Source organism: Erythrobacteraceae bacterium WH01K, from assembly GCA_027941995.1.
GTDB lineage: Bacteria > Pseudomonadota > Alphaproteobacteria > Sphingomonadales > Sphingomonadaceae > CAJXSN01.
On the sequence record CP115966.1, the window covers coordinates 1105231 to 1122417 of the forward strand.

At 64.6% G+C, this 17187-nt stretch carries 13 protein-coding genes; 4 read left to right on the top strand and 9 right to left on the bottom strand.

All coding sequences use genetic code 11. The annotated features are described in order from the left end of the window. Positions 1 to 169 precede the first annotated feature (169 nt). The 3 genes from PF049_05465 to PF049_05475 form a co-directional block, all read right to left on the bottom strand. A complete protein-coding gene (locus PF049_05465) occupies positions 170 to 394 on the bottom strand; it encodes a hypothetical protein (protein WBY17596.1) in 225 nt (74 codons plus the stop codon). A gap of 163 nt (positions 395 to 557) precedes the next feature. Then, positions 558 to 2228 carry an amidohydrolase gene (locus tag PF049_05470; protein ID WBY17597.1) on the bottom strand — a complete coding sequence of 557 codons (1671 nt, stop codon included), beginning with the start codon at positions 2226 to 2228 and terminating at the stop codon, positions 558 to 560. Then, the gene (locus PF049_05475; protein WBY17598.1) at positions 2225 to 3121 is read right to left on the bottom strand and encodes an NAD(P)-dependent oxidoreductase; all 897 of its coding nucleotides are present in this window, start codon (positions 3119 to 3121) and stop codon (positions 2225 to 2227) included. Before PF049_05475 ends, PF049_05470 begins: the two co-directional genes overlap by 4 nt. Before the next feature lie 135 nt (positions 3122 to 3256). Between PF049_05475 and PF049_05480 the strand changes: the two genes are divergently transcribed. From PF049_05480 to PF049_05495, 4 genes are all read left to right on the top strand, one after another. Next, positions 3257 to 4507: a threonine ammonia-lyase gene (locus tag PF049_05480; protein WBY17599.1), complete on the top strand. Its 1251-nt coding sequence runs from the start codon at positions 3257 to 3259 to the stop codon at positions 4505 to 4507. 158 nt (positions 4508 to 4665) lie between these two features. Next, complete coding sequence (locus PF049_05485; protein WBY17600.1) at positions 4666 to 5508, top strand: arginyltransferase; 843 nt, start codon at positions 4666 to 4668, stop codon at positions 5506 to 5508. A gap of 187 nt (positions 5509 to 5695) precedes the next feature. Beyond that, positions 5696 to 7672, top strand: a complete 1977-nt coding sequence (locus tag PF049_05490) for a BamA/TamA family outer membrane protein (GenBank protein WBY17601.1) — start codon at positions 5696 to 5698, stop codon at positions 7670 to 7672. Continuing rightward, entirely contained in the window at positions 7672 to 12054 is a 4383-nt protein-coding gene (locus PF049_05495) for a translocation/assembly module TamB domain-containing protein (GenBank protein WBY17602.1), read from the top strand. Before PF049_05490 ends, PF049_05495 begins: the two co-directional genes overlap by 1 nt. A gap of 21 nt (positions 12055 to 12075) precedes the next feature. Here the strand turns inward: PF049_05495 and PF049_05500 are convergent, their stop codons facing one another. From PF049_05500 to PF049_05525, 6 genes are all read right to left on the bottom strand, one after another. Then, the gene (locus tag PF049_05500; protein WBY17603.1) at positions 12076 to 12660 is read right to left on the bottom strand and encodes a fasciclin domain-containing protein; all 585 of its coding nucleotides are present in this window, start codon (positions 12658 to 12660) and stop codon (positions 12076 to 12078) included. Continuing rightward, a complete protein-coding gene (locus PF049_05505; GenBank protein ID WBY17604.1) occupies positions 12657 to 13676 on the bottom strand; it encodes a hypothetical protein in 1020 nt (339 codons plus the stop codon). The genes PF049_05500 and PF049_05505 overlap by 4 nt, the downstream gene beginning before the upstream one ends. A 129-nt stretch (positions 13677 to 13805) precedes the next feature. Next, a complete protein-coding gene (gene glnA / locus PF049_05510; GenBank protein WBY17605.1) occupies positions 13806 to 15215 on the bottom strand; it encodes a type I glutamate--ammonia ligase in 1410 nt (469 codons plus the stop codon). A 47-nt stretch (positions 15216 to 15262) separates the two neighbouring features. Further along, a complete protein-coding gene (locus tag PF049_05515; GenBank protein WBY17853.1) occupies positions 15263 to 15601 on the bottom strand; it encodes a P-II family nitrogen regulator in 339 nt (112 codons plus the stop codon). Between the two features lie 240 nt (positions 15602 to 15841). Next, the gene (gene argC, locus PF049_05520) at positions 15842 to 16786 is read right to left on the bottom strand and encodes an N-acetyl-gamma-glutamyl-phosphate reductase (GenBank protein WBY17606.1); all 945 of its coding nucleotides are present in this window, start codon (positions 16784 to 16786) and stop codon (positions 15842 to 15844) included. Next, positions 16786 to 17127 (bottom strand): hypothetical protein, encoded by a 342-nt coding sequence (locus PF049_05525; protein WBY17607.1) that lies wholly within the window; start codon positions 17125 to 17127, stop codon positions 16786 to 16788. The genes argC and PF049_05525 overlap by 1 nt, the downstream gene beginning before the upstream one ends. Between the last annotated feature and the right edge of the window lie 60 nt (positions 17128 to 17187).

Below are 17187 nucleotides of genomic sequence, written 5' to 3' on the forward strand. Positions count from 1 at the left end.
CGTAGCTGCGAACACGCAACCCCAATATCGGCCGAACCGTGACGCAAGTGCCACAGATGGCGCAAATACGTCATCACATTGTGGAGTGGTAGGGTCGTTTCGAATGACCGAAAAGCAAAAGGGCCCGCGACGATGTCGCGGGCCCTTTCAAAATTCAGCGTTTTGCAGCTTAGGCGCTCAGGCTGTCGTCATCGTCATCGTCGGCGATGATGATGATGCCAGCGACCACGGCGGCGAGGCCGAGAACGTAGAAAATAGTGCTGCCACCTGCAAAGGCGCCGAGTTCGTTCGTTTCGGCAACCGGCTGCGTACGCTCGACCGTTGCTTCGGCCATGACCGGAGTTGCGGCCAGGCCCAGCGCTGCAGTTGCAAGGGCAATATTACGGAACGTCATAAATATCTCCAAGTATTCGAGTATTCGAAGTCGCGACCCATCAATCGGTTTGAACCGTTGGCAAGTTTGCTTGCGGGCCTCTTCGCCATACCATTGTAAAGATCGAGTTAAACCCGACGTTCCGGATTATCGCCAGACTGTTGTCCAGTATCGCTCGCCTGCATCAGTCGGCGCCGTTCTGCCCGGAATGCACGTAAACCCGCGCCCCCCCGATCCAGGTCTCCAGAACGCGGGTTTCCCTCAGCCGCGCAGGTGTGACGAGGGTGGGATCACGGTCCACGAACAAGAAGTCTGCCCGTTCGCCTTCCACCAAGCGACCGAATCGCCCTTCGGCGAAGCCGGCATAAGAAGCGTCCTGCGTGAACCCCCTGATAGCGTTTTCCCGCGAGACCGCTTCTGCTGGAAACCAGCCGCCGAAGGGCTGGCCCTCCGCATCCTCGCGGGTGAAGGCCGTGGCGAGGCCGGCTTGCGGATCGGGCGATTCGACGGGAGCGTCGGATCCGAAAGCGAGCCGCGCGCCGGTCTGCGCGATGCTGCTCCAGGCATAGGCGCCTCCCAGCCGGTCGGGCCCCAGTCGCGCTTCCGCCATCAGCCGGTCGGATGTCTGGTGAACCGGCTGCATGGAGGCGATGATACCGGCCTGGCCGAAGCGGGCAATGTCGGCGGGGGTGACGATCTGCGCATGCTCGATCCGCCACCGGCGATCGCCGGTATAGGTCTCGCTCAATTCCTCGATCGCGCCCAGCAATTCTGCATTTGCGGCATCGCCGATGGCATGGGTGGCAACCTGGAAGCCGTCCATCGCGGCCCGGCTCATAAGGTTGCGAAGCTGTGCAGGGCCGAGCAGGGGCAGGCCTGTATTGTCGTGATCGTCGGCATAGGGCGCCTTCAGCCACGCGCCCCGCGAGCCGAGCGCTCCGTCAAGATAGAGCTTCACCCCGCCGAGGCGCAGGCGATCGTCGTACAGCCACGGGGTCGGGCCGGGGCCTGCTATGGCCTCCATCGCATCGACACCGGCGGCATAGGCCATGATCCGCAGCTTGAGGCGGCCGGAATCGCCTGCGCGGCGCATGGTCTGCCAGTCTTCCATTGTGGTGCCCATGTCGGCCGCTGCCGTGATGCCGAAGGACAGGAGCTTCTCCTGCGCCTTGGCGAGGGCGGCGTCGCGGTCGCGCGGACGTGGCTCGGGCACGACGCGCGCGACCAGATCGCCGGCTGCATCGACGAAGACCCCGGCCGGTTCGCCGGAGGGCAGGCGCGTGATGTTGCCGCCGGCCACATCCTTCGTGGCCTTCGTTACGCCGGCGGCCTTCAATGCGGCGGTGTTCGCCCATCCTGCATGGCCGTCCACCCGTTCGAGCCAGACCGGGCGATCGGCGACGACCTGGTCGAGTTCGGCAGCGGTGGGAAACCGGCCCAGGCCCCATTTCTCCTGGTTCCATCCGCGTCCCAGTATCCAGGGCCGCCCCGGATTCTCGCGCGCGAAATCGGCAATTTTCCGCTGCGCTTCGGCAAGGGAGTTCGTGTCGGAGAGGTCCAGCGTCAGCTCGCCGAAGCCCACGCCCATCACGTGAAGATGTGCGTCTATCAGGCCCGGCATCATGACGCGCCCTTCGCCATCGAGGCGGAAATCGGTTTTCGGCCGGTCGTCGCCGCGATCAAGGACCCCGGCAATTTTCCCGTCATCGTCGATCCACAGGCCGGTGAAGCGGTCGAGTTCGCCGTCCTCGTCGATCCGGACGCCGTCGACATTGTCGATCAGCACATCGGCCAGTGCGGCGCTGGGGAGGGCGGTCGCAGCGAGTATGGCTGCAGCAAGCGATATGCGGTTCATGATGTCGTCTTTCCTTCGGGGAGGCGCCTGATCAGCGCGCTGGTATCCTGCCGCGCGCCGCCCATGGCCTGAATGTCTGCGTAGAACTGGTCGACCAGAGCGGTAACGGGCGACGACAGGCCGAGGCGCCGTGCCTCGTCCAGGGCGTAGCCCAGATCCTTGCGCATCCAGTCGATGGCAAAGCCGAAATCGAACGCGCCCTCGGCCATGGTCGACCAGCGGTTTTCCATCTGCCAGCTCTGCGCCGCGCCGCCGCTTATCGCATCCAGCACCTTGTCCGTGTCGAGGCCGCTGGCCTGCGACAGACGAATGGCTTCCGACAGGCCTGCCAGGGTTCCGGCAATGCACATCTGGTTGGCCATCTTCGTCGTCTGTCCCGCCCCGACGTCGCCGACATGGACGATCCGCGCGCAATAGGCCTCCATGACGGGCCGCGCGCGGGTAAAATCGCTTTCCGATCCGCCGCACATGGCTGCAAGCTTGCCGTTTTGTGCCCCGGCCTGCCCGCCCGATACGGGCGCGTCGATGAAGCCGATACCGCGCTTGGCCGCCGCCTCGCCAACCGTGCGGGCCACGGCGGCCGACGTCGTCGTATGGTCGATGAGCAATGCGCCGGATCCGAGCGCTGCGAGTGCCCCGCCATCTGCAAGAACCACCTCTGCAAGATCGTCGTCATTCCCGACGCAGGCGAGCACGATGTCCGCACCGTCCACGGCCGAGGCTATGGTGTCGGCGATTTCGGCCTTGCCCTGATAGTCTGCACCCCAGGCATTCCGCCTCCGGTCGGAACGGTTCCAGGCCGTGACCTTGTGACCGGCAGCGGCCAGGTGGCCCGCCATCGGTCCGCCCATGACGCCAAGCCCCAAAAACGCGATTTTTTGTGAATCCCTCATCGGCGAAGAGGGTTAGGGGGTCGCACGCCCGCTGCCAAGTAGGCCCGTCGACCATGGGTGGAGGAATGGCGCAGCGTCATCCGAGGGTGCGACATGATTGCCATCACTGAGCGAGGGGCCTAGGGCGCTTTGCCCATGAGCCAGAACGAAAGCCAGCCGGACACAGGCGCCCTCGACGCGCTGACCCTCGCCGATGTCGAAGCCGCAGCGACACGCATTCGCGGTGCCGTGGTGCGGACGCCGACGATGCATTCGATCACCCTGTCTGAGATTTCCGGCGCGGACATCTGGCTGAAATTCGAAAACCTCCAGTTTACTGCTGCGTACAAGGAGCGAGGGGCTCTGAACGCACTGCTCCAGCTTAACGAGGAACAGCGCAAGCGCGGCGTCATCGCGGCCTCTGCCGGTAATCACAGCCAGGGGCTGTCCTATCACGGCACCCGCCTGGGCGTGCCGGTCACCATCGTCATGCCGCGCCCGACCCCGGTGGTGAAGATCATGCAGACGCAGAGCGTGGGCGGGGAAGTGCTGCTGGAAGGCGAGACTTTCGACGAGGCCTATGCCTTTGCCCGCCAGCTCGAGAAAGAACGCGGCCTGACGTTCGTCCACCCGTTCGACGATCCGGCGGTTGCCGCAGGCGCTGGGACGGTAGCGCTCGAAATGTTCGAGGACGCGCCTGACCTCGATTGCATCGTCACCCCCATCGGGGGCGGCGGCCTGATGTCGGGCATGTCGACCGTGGCCCGTGCGCTGAAGCCCGGAATGCAGGTGATCGGGGTGGAAGCGGCGCTCTACCCCTCCATGCGGAACAAGGTCGCGCGCGAGGCTTCGCCATGCGGCGGCGATACGCTGGCCGAAGGCATCGCGGTGAAGGAACCGGGTGAATTCACCTCGCAGATCATCGCCGACCGGGTGGACGAGATCTTGCTGGTCGACGAGCCTGCGCTGGAGCACGCGGTGTCCCTGCTGCTGCAGATCGAGAAAACCGTGGTGGAAGGCGCAGGCGCGGCAGGTCTTGCCGCCGTCCTTGCCAATCCTGATCGGTTCAGGGGCCGCAAGATCGGCCTGGTGCTGTGCGGAGGAAATATCGACTCCCGTCTGCTCGCCAATGTGCTGCTGCGCGATCTCGCGCGGGCGGGGCGTCTGGCGCGGCTGCGTATCACGCTGAAGGACCGCCCCGGCGCTCTCTACGCGGTGATGGGCGAATTCGATGCGCACAACGTCAACATCATCGAGATCTATCACCAGCGGATCTTCACCAACCTGCCGGCGAAGGGTCTCATCACGGATATCGAATGCGAGGCGCGTGACGCCGATCAGCTTGAAAAGCTTGTGAAATCGCTGCGTGACAAGGGTTACACGGTCAGCCCCGTCGAACTGGCGTGAGCAGGCTGCGGATTTTCCACAATTGTGCAAACTAACCAAATAGTAACCGTGTTTCGTGGTTAAGACTCTTTTACCGGCGGGCGGGTTTTGACATAAGCTTCCCGAAATCGGGGCTGCGATCCTGCGGCATCCGATGAAGAGGACAAACGCCTTCGCCCGTGACCGCGCCCGTTCGCTTCCCCCGCTTTTTCGTGACCAGCCCGGCGCCGTGCCCGTATCTCGACGGCAAGACGGAGCGTAAGGTTTTCACCGAGCTCAAGGGACCGCACGCGGAACATCTGAACGAAGCGCTGGGCCGGATCGGGTTCCGCCGCAGCCAGACCGTCGCCTATCGCCCCAGCTGCGCCGGATGCCAGGCATGCGTTTCGGTGCGCGTGGTCGCGGACGAGTTCCGCCCTTCATCGTCGCAAAAGCGCATCCTCAAGCGCAATTCCGATCTTGTCGGCACCGAATGCCGGCCCTGGGCAACCGACGAACAGTTCGATCTCCTGCGCCGCTACCTCTCCCGTCGGCATCCCGATGGCGGGATGAGCAGCATGGAAGAGATGGACTATGCCGACATGGTGGAGCATACACCTGTTTCGAGCTATGTGCTTGAATATCGGGAGCCGTCGCGAGACGGAGAACCGGGTCGTTTGGTTGGGGCATGTTTGATGGATCGTCAGGCCGACGGTCTGTCCATGATCTACAGCTTCTTCGATCCGGAGCATGAAAGTCGTTCGAGTCTTGGCAGTTACATTATCCTCGATCACATTCGCCGGGCTGCAACAGAAGGGCTCCCGTTCGTCTATCTCGGTTATTGGGTCAAAGGGTCCGGCCGGATGGAATACAAGGTCCGTTACAAGCCTCTCGATACCCTCGGTCCCGACGGCTGGAAACGCATGGACGAGGCCGAGCAGGACGCTCTTATCAAGGCATCCATCGCCCCCCGCCGCGAACGCGAGGGCGACACTTCCCGCGAGCGGACGGACGGCGAAGTCACGCTGTTTTCCGCCAGTTAGCGCATTCGCAGCCACCTCGCGCATCGCGCTCGCCGCTTCATGGGCGGGGGCGCTTTCACTGTTTCTGCAGCCTGTCGCGGCCAATGCGCAAAGCCTGGATGACCTGATCCCCGATTCCGCGGTCGAGAATCCGGACGAATGGGCCTCCGACGGATCGGGGCCGATCCCGCAGGGTGCGGACGGCGCGGTGTTCGCACCGCCGGAACCGGACACGCCGCTGTCCGAATTGCCGCAGATGACGATCGACTGGCCGACCGATCTCGACATAGGTCCGATCGAGGCGCTGGAGCCGGACGAGGATATCCGCTTTGCCGATCTGGGCGAGGATCCGGTTTTCACCCCGCCGCAGGGCCCGGTCATCGACCTGACCGATTCGCTCGCCGTCAGTTTCCCGCAGGAGCGGGCGCTGTTCCCGGTCCAGGACGAATTTCTCGATCGCTTCCAGGCGCTGTCGACGATCGAGGCCTATGACGATGGCGATGGGAATGTCGCGCAGCTGACCGCCCGCGCGCGCGAAGACGAGGAACTGCTGCAGCGAATGCTGCGCGTCTATGGCTATTACGATGCCCAGGTCGTCCGCTCCGTCGTGGTGGTCGACCCGGAAGACGGCGCCGCCGATGCCGATGGCGACGGAACCGCAGAGGCGCCGCCAAAGGTGCGGTTCGACGTCATCCCGGGTACGCGGTACCGCTTCGGCGCGATCGACCTGGGGCAGCTGGACGAGGCGGCCGATTACGCGGAACTGCGCGCCGCTTTCGAAATCCAGCCCGGCGATTTCCTGTCCAGCGACAAGATCGTGGAAGAGCAATTCGATCTCGACGCTGCCCTCGGCGAGACCGGTTATCCCTTCGCCGTAATCGAAACCCCGTCGCTGCTGATCGACCATGCGCGGATCGAAGGCGACCTGACGATGCCGGTGCAACCGGGCGGCAAATACGTGTTCGCAGGGGTGACGTCGGACAAGCCGGATTTCTTGTCGTCGGAGCATCTGGAGACGATTGCCCGGTTCGATCCCGGCGATACCTACAAGCGCAGCCTGGAGCTCGACCTGAGGCGGGCCATCACGGCAACCGGCCTCGTCTCCTCCGTCACCGTGACCCCGCGCGAGGTTACCCCGCCGCGCGGCGACCAGCCGGGCGAGGTCGAACTGGACGTCGGCCTGACCGAGGCGGAACTGCGCACGATCGCCGGGGCAATCGGTTATGGTTCGGAAGAAGGCTTCCGGGTCGAGGCAAGCTGGGAGCATCGCAATTTCTTCCCGCCGGAAGGCATGGTGCGGGTGCGCGGCATCGCCGGCACGCAGGAACAGCTTGCAGGCATCAGCTTCCGGCGTAACAATTTTGGCGGGCGCGACCGCATCCTGAATATCGATGCCTATGCCAGCACGATCGACAGCCCGGCCTTCGAGGCGCGCACGGCGGCCCTGCTGGCCACGTATGAGCGCGTATCGACTCTGCTGTTCCAGAAACCGCTCAGTTGGAGCGCAGGCGTGGAGCTTGTCGCGACGCAGGAACGTCCGCCTTCGGTCGATGGTGTCGCACAGCCGCGCGAGACGTTCTTCGTCGCCGCACTTCCGCTTTACGCGCAGATCGACACCACCAACGACCTGCTCGACCCGGTCGAAGGGTTCCGCCTGTCGGGCCGTTTCTCTCCCGAGGTGTCGCGCAACAACGGGACCCAGAGCTTCTACCTGCGCGGGCGCGCCGATGCGTCTTATTACCAGCAGGTCACGGAAAAAGTCGTGCTGGCGGGCCGTGCCGCCTACGGCGCGATCCCGGGCACCGATCTGCAGAACATCGCGCCGTCGCGCCGCTATTATGCCGGTGGTGGCGGCTCGGTGCGCGGATACGGCTTCCGCGAGATCGGGCCGCGCGATGCCAATGGCGAACCGAGCGGTGGTCGCTCGGTGCTGGAAGTGGCGGCAGAGGCCCGGATCCGCACAGGGTTGCTGGATGGTGCGGTATCGGTCGTGCCGTTCGTGGATGCCGGAACGGTCGGCACCGGGCTGACCCCGGACTTCGACGAGTTCCGCATCGGCGTCGGCGTGGGTGTTCGGTATCACACCGGCTTCGGCCCGATCCGCTTCGACGTGGGCGTCCCGCTGAACCCCGGCCCGGACGATAACCCCGTAGCCGTCTACGTCTCGCTGGGACAGGCGTTCTGATGGCGGGCGAGGAGCAGGGCGACACCATGTCCGAAGAGCACGTGGAGGCGGCACCGGACACGGGCAACCAGACGGGCCGTTCCCGGCATTTTCTGCGACACTGGAAGCGGGTCTTGCTGGGCATCGCTGCGTTCCTGCTTCTTGCACTCGCATTGCTCGTGGCGTTTCTCGGCACGGAGCAGGGTAGCGGTTTCATCCGTGACCAGCTTGACGACCGGTTTATCGGCGACACTCTGCGTATCGATGTCGAGGATATCGAGGGCAGCGTTTACGGCCGGCCCACGCTGGTCGGGACGACGATTACCACTTACGATCCCGTCCTGTCGCAGGATGGAGAAATCATACCGGGGCGGCGCGGGCCACGGCGGATGGAGATATACCTCGAACGCACGACCGTGGATGCCGATCTCCTGCGTTATCTCCGGACGAGCGTTCCGGGTCTCGTCTTCGGGCGCCTCAGCGAACGAATGCAGCGGTTCGTCGGCTACAACAGCGAGATGGACGAGGCGCAGCTTCGCCTGCGCGATGTCGATATCGCAGGCGGCGAACTGCGCTTCCTGTCCGACCGTGAAAGCCCCGATACCGGGAGCGACCCGATACCCCAGATCGATCTCGGTATCGAACAGCTGACGATCACGGATTTCCTGATCCCGGCCGGTACGCTGACGCAGGAAGACCTGCTGCTGGCACTGGATGGCACGGTGGTACTGGACGACGGCCGGGCCATGGCGCGCGGCAGTGGGACGGTTGGCGACGACCGGTTCGCACTCGACCTCAATTACAAGACGGACGCGCCGTTCCAGTTGTCGCTCGACGTCGAAGCGACCGATGGCGGACCGCTGACGGCGCTCGCCGGCCTCGACGGAGCATATGATGCGCGCATCCGTGGCCGCGGGACGATGGACGACTGGACCGGCTATGCGCTCGCCTCGCGCGGCGGCGACAGGATCGGCGCCTTCCGCATCCTGAAGCGCGGCGAACGCGCCAGCTTGTCCGGCATCGCCAATCCGGGATCGTTCCTGGTCGGCATCCCGGCACAAGCGCTGGGCGAAAGAGTCCGGATCGGCGCAGTTGCCGATCTTGCGGACCTCCTGGATACCGAACGCCGCACGCTGGACGGGGCGTTCTCCCTGACGGGCGCCGGCGTGCGGGCGAACGGAAGCGGCATGGTCGACCTGGCGCAGGCGGCTTTCGACGGTTTCGATTTCGAAGCGGTGCTGACGGACAGCGACCTGCTGGGCGACACGGCGACGCTGGAAGATGCCCGGATCGAAGGACAGCTCAACGGGCCGCTTGCCAATCTGAGCATTCGTCACTCGCTCAGCGCCAGCCGCATCGTGGCCGGCGCGGTCGAACTGGCGGACGTGGCACAAACCGGCGAGGCGACTTACGCCAACGGCCGCTTCGTTCTCCCTCTCCAATTGTCCGTCGGACGCATCCTGACCGGCAACGAGATGGCCGATCCGCGCCTGACCGACGGGACGATTGCAGGCAATCTCGTCTATTCGGGCGATACGCTGGCCTCCGACAGGCTCGACATATCCTTCCCCGGTGCAGATGCGCGCTTCAGCCTCAATGCCAATCTGGCGACCCAGTCCGTCCGCCTGCGCGGCCCGGCGGCCATCAACCGCGTTCCGATCGAGACTCTGGGCATCGTAAACGGCGGGGGCCGCATCGATTTCGCCTATAGCGGCGATGGCAGCTGGACGCTGACTTCCGATTTCGATGCCGCCGTGCCGGTCGTCACGAACGATACGATTGCCAACCTTGCCGGACCACGGCTCGACCTGGCAGGCGGCGTCACGTTGACCAGCGCAGGCCCGATCACCTTCCGGCAGGTGCGCCTCGATTCGCGCGATCTCGACCTGGTGCTGGACGGTCGGGTCAATGACGGGGAAACATCGGTCGCGGGCACCGGGCGGCACACGCAATACGGCGCCTTCACGGTCGAGGCCGCGCTGACCGGGCGCGGGCCGGAGGCTATCCTCGTTTTCGCAGAGCCGCTTCCGGCCGCAGGATTGCGCGACGTGCGCGTCGCTCTGTCGCCGACCGAAGAAGGTTTCGCCATCGAAACGCAAGGGCAATCGATGCTGGGCGCATTCGACGGTGTCCTCGGCCTCGTCTCGCCTGCCGACGGCCCGACCCGCATCGCGATCGAACGCCTGACCGTGGCGGAAACGGAAGTGACGGGTGCGCTTGCCCTGGGCGATGGCGGTATATCGGGCGATCTCGCCCTGGTCGGCGGAGGCGTCGATGGAACGATCGCCCTGGCCCCGCGCGGCGGCGGGCAGGGCTTCACTGTCGACCTCGAAGCCAGCAATGCACGCTTCGGCGGGGAAACGCCGCTGGTGATCGCGCAGGGCAGTATCCAGGGGAGCGGGGTCTTTGCCGGCGGCATTTCCGATCCCGGGACCACCGCCGATGCGATGATCACAGCGCAAGGTGTCAGCTACGGGTCGCTCTTCATCGGGCGACTAGCGGCCAATGCGCAGCTTCGCGGCGGACTGGGCGAAATAACCGCATCGGTCAGCGGACGGCGTGACAGTCGCTTCGCACTGCAACTGAATGCGCAGGTCGCCCCGGAACGCATCAGCGTCGCCGCGCGCGGCGAATATGCCGGAGAGCGGATTTCGATGCCGCGCCGCGCGGTCCTGACCAGCACCGGCGATGGCTGGCAACTGGCGCCGACGCAGGTCGATTTTGCCGGCGGCACCACGCAGGTAGAGGCCGAATTCGGCGGCAGCCGGACGCGGGTCAATCTCGCGCTCGACCGGATGCCGCTGACCCTGACCGACATCGTGCTCGACGAATTGGGGCTGGGCGGCACGATTTCCGGCACGGTCGTCTACGACGCCCCGGCAGGCGGACTTCCCAGCGGTGAAGCACGCGTGTCGGTCGACGGGCTGACCCGCTCGGGCCTCGTCCTCGCCTCGCGGCCCATAGACCTGTCCCTTGTCGGCAGGCTGACGGCAGAACGGCTGGAAGCGCGCGCAGTTCTCGACGACGAAGGCGGCCAGCGGGGCCGGGTGCAGATGCTTGTCAGCAACCTGCCCCAAAGCGGTGACCTGGTTTCGCGCCTGCAGGCGGGCGACCTCCTCGCGGAACTGCGGTATCGGGGGCCGGCGGCTGCCCTGTGGCGCCTCGCCGCGATCGACGCATTCGACTTCACCGGCCCGGCCTCGGTCGCGGCCAACGTGACAGGCACGCTGGCGAATCCGCAATTGAGCGGATCCCTCGCCAGCGACAGCCTCCGGGTGCAGAGCGCGCTTTCGGGGACCGATATCCGCGACGTCAGCGTCCGCGGCAACTTTGCGGGTTCGCGCCTTCGCCTGACGCGCTTCAGCGGCACGGCCGCCAATGGCGGCTCTGTTTCGGGCAGCGGATATGTCGATCTTGCCAATCTGGGCGCGGGCCGTGGGCCGGAGATGGATATCAGGGTCGCGGCCAGTAACGCGCGTCTGCTGGATGCACGCGGGCTCAGCGCTACGCTGACCGGGCCGTTGCGGATCGTCTCCGACGGTGTGGGCGGCACGATTGCCGGCCGCGTGACGGTAAACCGGGCCAGCTGGGCATTCGGCGTGGCCGACGAGGATGTCAGTCTGCCGGAAATCCCGACCGAGGAAATCAACCTGCCGTTCGATATCGCGCCGCCGACACCGTCGGGCGCGCCGTGGCGCTACCTCATCAATGCCGTTGCGCCGAGCAGGGTCGATGTCGACGGCATGGGGCTGGACAGCGAATGGAGCGCCGATATTCGCCTGCGCGGCACGACCGACGATCCGCGCATCGGTGGCGAGGCGCGTGTCGTGCGTGGCTTCTACAGCTTTGCCGGCACCCGTTTCGAACTGACTCGCGGCCGCATCGAGTTCGATGAAAACGGGCCGATCGACCCGCAGATCGACATCATCGCGGAAACGCAGGACAACGGTATCGATGTCGAGGTGTCGGTGCAGGGCAACGGTCAGAATCCTGACATCAGCTTCAGTTCGACCCCCGCGCTGCCGGAAGAGGAAATCCTTGCAAGGCTGCTGTTTGGCGGGTCCGTCACCGACCTGTCGGCAACGGACGCGGTGCAACTGGGTGCGGCGCTTGCATCCTTGCGCGGCGGCGGCGGCGGGCTGGACCCGATCAACCAGTTGCGGACGGCTATCGGGCTCGACCGCCTGCGCATTGTCGGTGCAGATCCCGCCTTGAACCGCGGCACGGGTGTCGCGCTGGGCAAGAATTTCGGGCGCCGTTTCTATGTCGAACTGATTACGGACGGACGCGGCTATACCGCGACCGAACTGGAGTTCCGCGTAACCAGCTGGCTGTCACTGCTGGCAGCGGTCTCCAGTATTGGAAGGGAAAGCGCAGTCGCGGAAATCAGCCGCGACTACTGATCCAAACTGGAGTGGCGCGGCTTATTCGCTTTCGGAAAGCGACGCGAGGGGGCCCTCCACCGGTATGACCGCGCCATTGCTGCCGATCATCGTGTCGCCGGCGATGCGTGTCGACGTTTCTCCCTCGCCGCCGATGACGATGGCGTCACCGTCGAGCGAAAAAGTCACGAGACCGCCGGCGAGATTGCGCATTTCGACGCTTCCGCCGGAGGCCTCGATAGCCTCGCGGATGGACGTAGGCGTCACTTCGCCGGGCAGAATATGCTGGCGCAGGAGCGCGATCAGGAGCACCCGAGGTTCCTGCCCAGCTACCGCATCGTCGCCACCGGACAAGGCGCCCAGAGCATCGTTTTCCGGGGCCAGGACCGTGTAGGCTCCCGCGCCGTCGAAGGCATCGGCGACCCCGGTGTCGGTCAGGACTTCCGATATGGCGGAAAAGCGGTCGTCACCGCCAAGCAGCGCGGCGACGGTCTTCTCCGATGCTTCCTCCGTAGTGAGCGTGGAACTATCGTCATCGGACGAAGAGCAGGCTGCGACGGCAAGAGAGATGCTTGCCGCCAGCGCGATCATGGTGGCCCGCTTACGGGCTGGGAACGAAGTGCTCATACCAGAAGCTCGATCGCCGCGGCGATCATCCGTGTCTCCGGGTCGACCTGGTACACGTAACCGTCGGAATAACGATACAAGCGGTCCGGACGATCGTAATACTGGTCACGGTAGGATCGTGGGACGTTGTACACATCGTACCCGCTAGGTATTCTCTGCCCGACGACGAAGTCATCACCGGTCAAAAGTGCTGCGACCGAACGAATGGCCTCCGTTTCCGGGTCTACACGGTAGACGATGTTGTCGGCATACCGATAGGAATCGCGGCCGCCCAAGTTGTAATAGGTTTCATAATATCCCGGCAGGCGGCGACTGTTGTAACCGCCCGGCCACTGCGACCCGATCGTCAGCGCGCCGCCGAGGAGGGGTAGCCAGGCATCGACTCCGCTCCCGCCGGAGCGCAGCAGGTAGCCGTTGTCGTAGTAATACCGTCCGTTAGTCCGGTCCCCGATCCCCAGCAGGGAAGCGAGGGGGCTGTAGCTGTTCTGCTTTGCCTGACCAGGCGGTTGGCAACCGTTGCGCTTTGCAGCGATGCCCGGAGGACACCCGTCGAGGAGGCTGCTCGTCCCGCCAAGGATCGAGAGGCCATTTCTGCGGACGTCGCGGTCGGCTGTACGCAGAACGCCTGAACCCTGGCCCCCGACGACACGCTTGATTGTGTTCGAATTGCCATCTCCGTTGCCGTTACCGTTCCCATTAATGGAGCCAGGGTTCGCCCGGAGGAAGCGCTGCGCAGCATTGGCGGCATTGCCATTACCATTGCCGTTGCCACGGTTGGTCTTCGGTCGCGCATCGCTTCGTGCCGGATGATTGGCCGCCTGCCCCTGCGATGCATTGCCACGTGCCGACGGTCCGGCATTCGACCTTGCAGCATTGCCGCCACCATTACCGTTAGCCGCCGCAGCGGGCTTTCCTTTGCCGTTGCCGTTGCCGTTGTCATTCCCCTTCCCGGGGTTCGCGTAGGTGGCCGAAGCGGCCATCGCGATTGCTGCAACGCCCATTAACAAATGACGCATTTTCAACTCCTTTCCAATGGAACGGAGGTAGAGCGCGTTAGGTTCCAGTGTAACGGGCCGAGCGGAAAAGGAAAAGGGGCACCCGGTTACCCGGATGCCCCTTCTTCGATTGTTGCCCTGTCAGTTCGATCAGGAGCTGTAATACATGTCGAATTCGACCGGGCTGGGCGTGGTCTCCAGGCGGAGCACCTCGTCCCATTTCAGTTCCATGTAGGCATCGAGCTGGTCCTTCGAGAACACGTCGCCCTTCAGCAGGAAGTCGTGGTCGGCTTCCAGCGCTTCCAGCGCTTCGCGCAGGCTGCCGCAAACGGTCGGCACGTCCGCCAGTTCGGCAGGCGGCAGGTCGTAGAGGTTCTTGTCCATCGCGTCGCCGGGATGGATCTTGTTCTCGATGCCGTCGATACCCGCCATGAGCAGGGCCGCGAACGACAGATACGGGTTGGCGAGCGCATCGGGGAAGCGGAACTCGACCCGCTTCGCCTTGTCGCCCGCGCCGTAGGGGATGCGACACGAAGCAGAACGGTTGCGGGCGGAGTAGGCCAGCAGGACCGGAGCCTCGAAGCCCGGGACCAGGCGCTTGTAGCTGTTGGTCGTCGGGTTGGTGAAGGCGTTCAGGGCCTTCGCATGTTTGATGACGCCGCCGATGTAGTGGAGGCAGGTTTCCGACAGCCCGGCATATTCGTTGCCGGCGAAAGTCGGCTTGCCGTCCTTCCAAATCGACATGTGGGTGTGCATGCCGCTGCCGTTATCGTCCTTGATCGGCTTGGGCATGAAGGTCGCGGTCTTGCCATAGGCATGGGCGACCTGGTGCACGACATACTTGTAGATCTGCACCCGGTCGGCGGTCTGCGTCAGTTCGCCGAACGTAATGCCCAGCTCGTGCTGCGCGGCGGCCACTTCGTGGTGATGCTTGTCCATGGGCAAGCCCATTTCCAGCATGGTCGAAACCATTTCAGCGCGGATGTCCATCGCACTGTCGACCGGCGCGACTGGGAAGTACCCACCCTTGGCACGCGGGCGGTGGCCCATGTTGCCGCCTTCGTATTCCTTGCCCGAATTGGTCGGCAGTTCCACGTCGTCGAGGGCATAGCCCGAGGCCGAATAGCCGTCTTCGAAACGGACATCGTCGAACATGAAGAATTCCGGTTCCGGCCCGACATAGACCGTGTCACCGATGCCGGTCGATTTCAGGTACGCCTCGGCGCGTTTCGCCGTCGAGCGCGGGTCGCGGGCGTAGAGCTGGCCGTCGGACGGTTCCACGATATCGCAGAACAGCACCATCATCGGCGTGGCGGAGAAGGGATCGATATAGCTGGAGGCGAGATCCGGCTTCAGGATCATGTCGCTCTCGTTGATGGTCTTCCATCCCTCGATCGAGGAACCGTCGAACATCAGGCCGTCTTCCAGCGCATCTTCGTCCATGACGCCGGCATACATCTGGAGGTGCTGCCATTTGCCCTTGGGATCGGTGAAGCGCAGATCGACCCACTCGATCTCGTGTTCCTTGATCTTCTTCAGGACGTCTTTTGCATTTGCCATGGACGGATATTCCTCGTGATTCTGGTGTGGAACGTTCGGTATTGAATTCAGACGGCGTCGTCGCCGGTTTCGCCGGTACGGATGCGCAGCGCGGTCTCGATATTGGTGACGAAGATCTTGCCGTCGCCAATACGCCCGGTCTGGGCCGCGCCGGAGATCGCCTCGACGACGCGCTCTGCCGAGGCGTCGGGCACGACGACTTCGAGCTTCACCTTGGGCAGGAAATCGACGACATATTCGGCGCCGCGATAGAGTTCGGTGTGGCCCTTCTGCCGGCCGAAACCCTTGGCTTCGGTGACCGTGATGCCGGACACGCCCACTTCGTGCAGCGCCTCCTTCACCTCGTCCAGCTTGAACGGTTTGATGATCGCTTCGATCTTTTTCACCGCGTCGGTATCCCCTGCACTTGTGGCCGGTTCGTGCGGGGCAGTATCGCCCCGCACGAACCGGCGTGATGACAATGTCTCGTCGCAGGCACGCGTTCCAAGAATCATGCCAAACCGCACCTGACGACGCGCGAGGCGTCAGGGGTAAGGGATCGCGTGCGTTGTTGGAAGGGGCGGGGACACAAGGCGCCGCTTCACGGGACCGCGCTGCCCGATTGGCAGGCGCTGACTGCCTAAAAATCAGGCAGCACTGTCGGGCAGAGTCAGGCCTTCGGTTTCCGGTTCGCCGGCCATCAGGTTGAGGGATTGCACGGCCGCACCGCTCGCCCCCTTGCCCAGATTGTCGAGCGAGGCGATCAGGCGCGCCTGCTGCCCCTCCGGCGAGGCGGCGACATAAAGGTCGAGCCCGTCATGCTCCACCGGCTGGTCGCGCCGGATCGTCATTTCCGCCGGCACGCTGTCATGCACCCGCACCAGCGGCGCATTCTGGTAATAGTCCTTCAGCGCGGCAAGCAGGTCGTCCGGCGTGACCTTCCCACGCATCGGGCCGAGCGAGAGGGGTATCTCCACCAGCATGCCGCGATAGGCGGGAATGACGGCGGGAGAGAAGACCGGTGCATGGTCCAGCCCGGCATGGACCTTCATTTCGGGCAGGTGCTTGTGCGACAGTTCCAGCCCGTAGGTACGGAAAGCAATGTCGCGGTCCTGCTCGTACCGCTCGATCATGGCGTTACCGCCGCCGGAAAAGCCCGACACGGCATTGACGCTGTACGAACCGTCTGCCGGAAGCAGCCGCGCGCGGATCAGGGGGGCGAGGAGGGCCAGGAAGCCTGTCGGATAACATCCCGGATTGCTGACCCGCGCGGCCTTGGCGATGGTGCGGCGTCCGACGAGTTCGGGGAAGCCGTAGATCCATCCGGGCGCGGTACGATGCGCGCTGGATGCGTCGATGATACGCGTGGCGGAATCCGGGCCGAGCAGCGACACGGCCTCGCGTGCGGCATCGTCGGGCAGACACAGGATCGCGATGTCGGACGCGGCGAGGGCGTCGGCCCGCGCGGCCGGGTCCTTGCGCTCCGCATCGTCCAGCACGACCAGTTCGAACGCCTCGCGCCCGCTCAGTCGCTGGTGGATTTCCAGTCCGGTCGTACCGGCGGCACCGTCGATGAATACCCGTGTCGGCATCAGGCGCTGAGGTCGCTGCGCCTGATATAGCCTGCGGGGCCATCCGGCCCGCAGCATCCCCACGCCCATTCGCTGGTCATGTCGAGTATCTCGACCCGGTCACCGGGCTCCAGCGCAACCACCGCCTCTGCATCGTCCTGCGGATTGCACAGTAGCGCGGACGACGCTTCGCCGACGCTCATCGGTGTCGGCATGGCATAATGGGCGACGAAATGCGTACCCGCCAGCGCGATATGTGCCAGGTCTCCGCGCACCGGCAGGACCCCCTTTTCCGGAGGCACGACCGGACCTGCCAGGGAAAGCTGGCCTTGCGGTATCGTGTAGGTCTGCCGGTGGGTCACTTGGAACGAATTTCTCTCTGGGGGAAGGGGCGGAAGGTCAGCAGGCGCTTAGCCAGCAAG

What these genes read in the sequence shown, in the direction of transcription:
- PF049_05465 (WBY17596.1), bottom strand. Translation starts at nt 394, where the DNA reads ATGACGTTCCGTAATATTGCCCTTGCAACTGCAGCGCTGGGCCTGGCC.
- PF049_05470 (WBY17597.1), bottom strand. Translation starts at nt 2,228, where the DNA reads ATGAACCGCATATCGCTTGCTGCAGCCATACTCGCTGCGACCGCCCTC.
- PF049_05475 (WBY17598.1), bottom strand. Translation starts at nt 3,121, where the DNA reads ATGAGGGATTCACAAAAAATCGCGTTTTTGGGGCTTGGCGTCATGGGC.
- PF049_05480 (WBY17599.1), top strand. Translation starts at nt 3,257, where the DNA reads ATGAGCCAGAACGAAAGCCAGCCGGACACAGGCGCCCTCGACGCGCTG.
- PF049_05495 (WBY17602.1), top strand. Translation starts at nt 7,672, where the DNA reads ATGGCGGGCGAGGAGCAGGGCGACACCATGTCCGAAGAGCACGTGGAG.
- PF049_05500 (WBY17603.1), bottom strand. Translation starts at nt 12,660, where the DNA reads ATGAGCACTTCGTTCCCAGCCCGTAAGCGGGCCACCATGATCGCGCTG.
- PF049_05505 (WBY17604.1), bottom strand. Translation starts at nt 13,676, where the DNA reads ATGCGTCATTTGTTAATGGGCGTTGCAGCAATCGCGATGGCCGCTTCG.
- glnA (WBY17605.1), bottom strand. Translation starts at nt 15,215, where the DNA reads ATGGCAAATGCAAAAGACGTCCTGAAGAAGATCAAGGAACACGAGATC.
- argC (WBY17606.1), bottom strand. Translation starts at nt 16,786, where the DNA reads ATGCCGACACGGGTATTCATCGACGGTGCCGCCGGTACGACCGGACTG.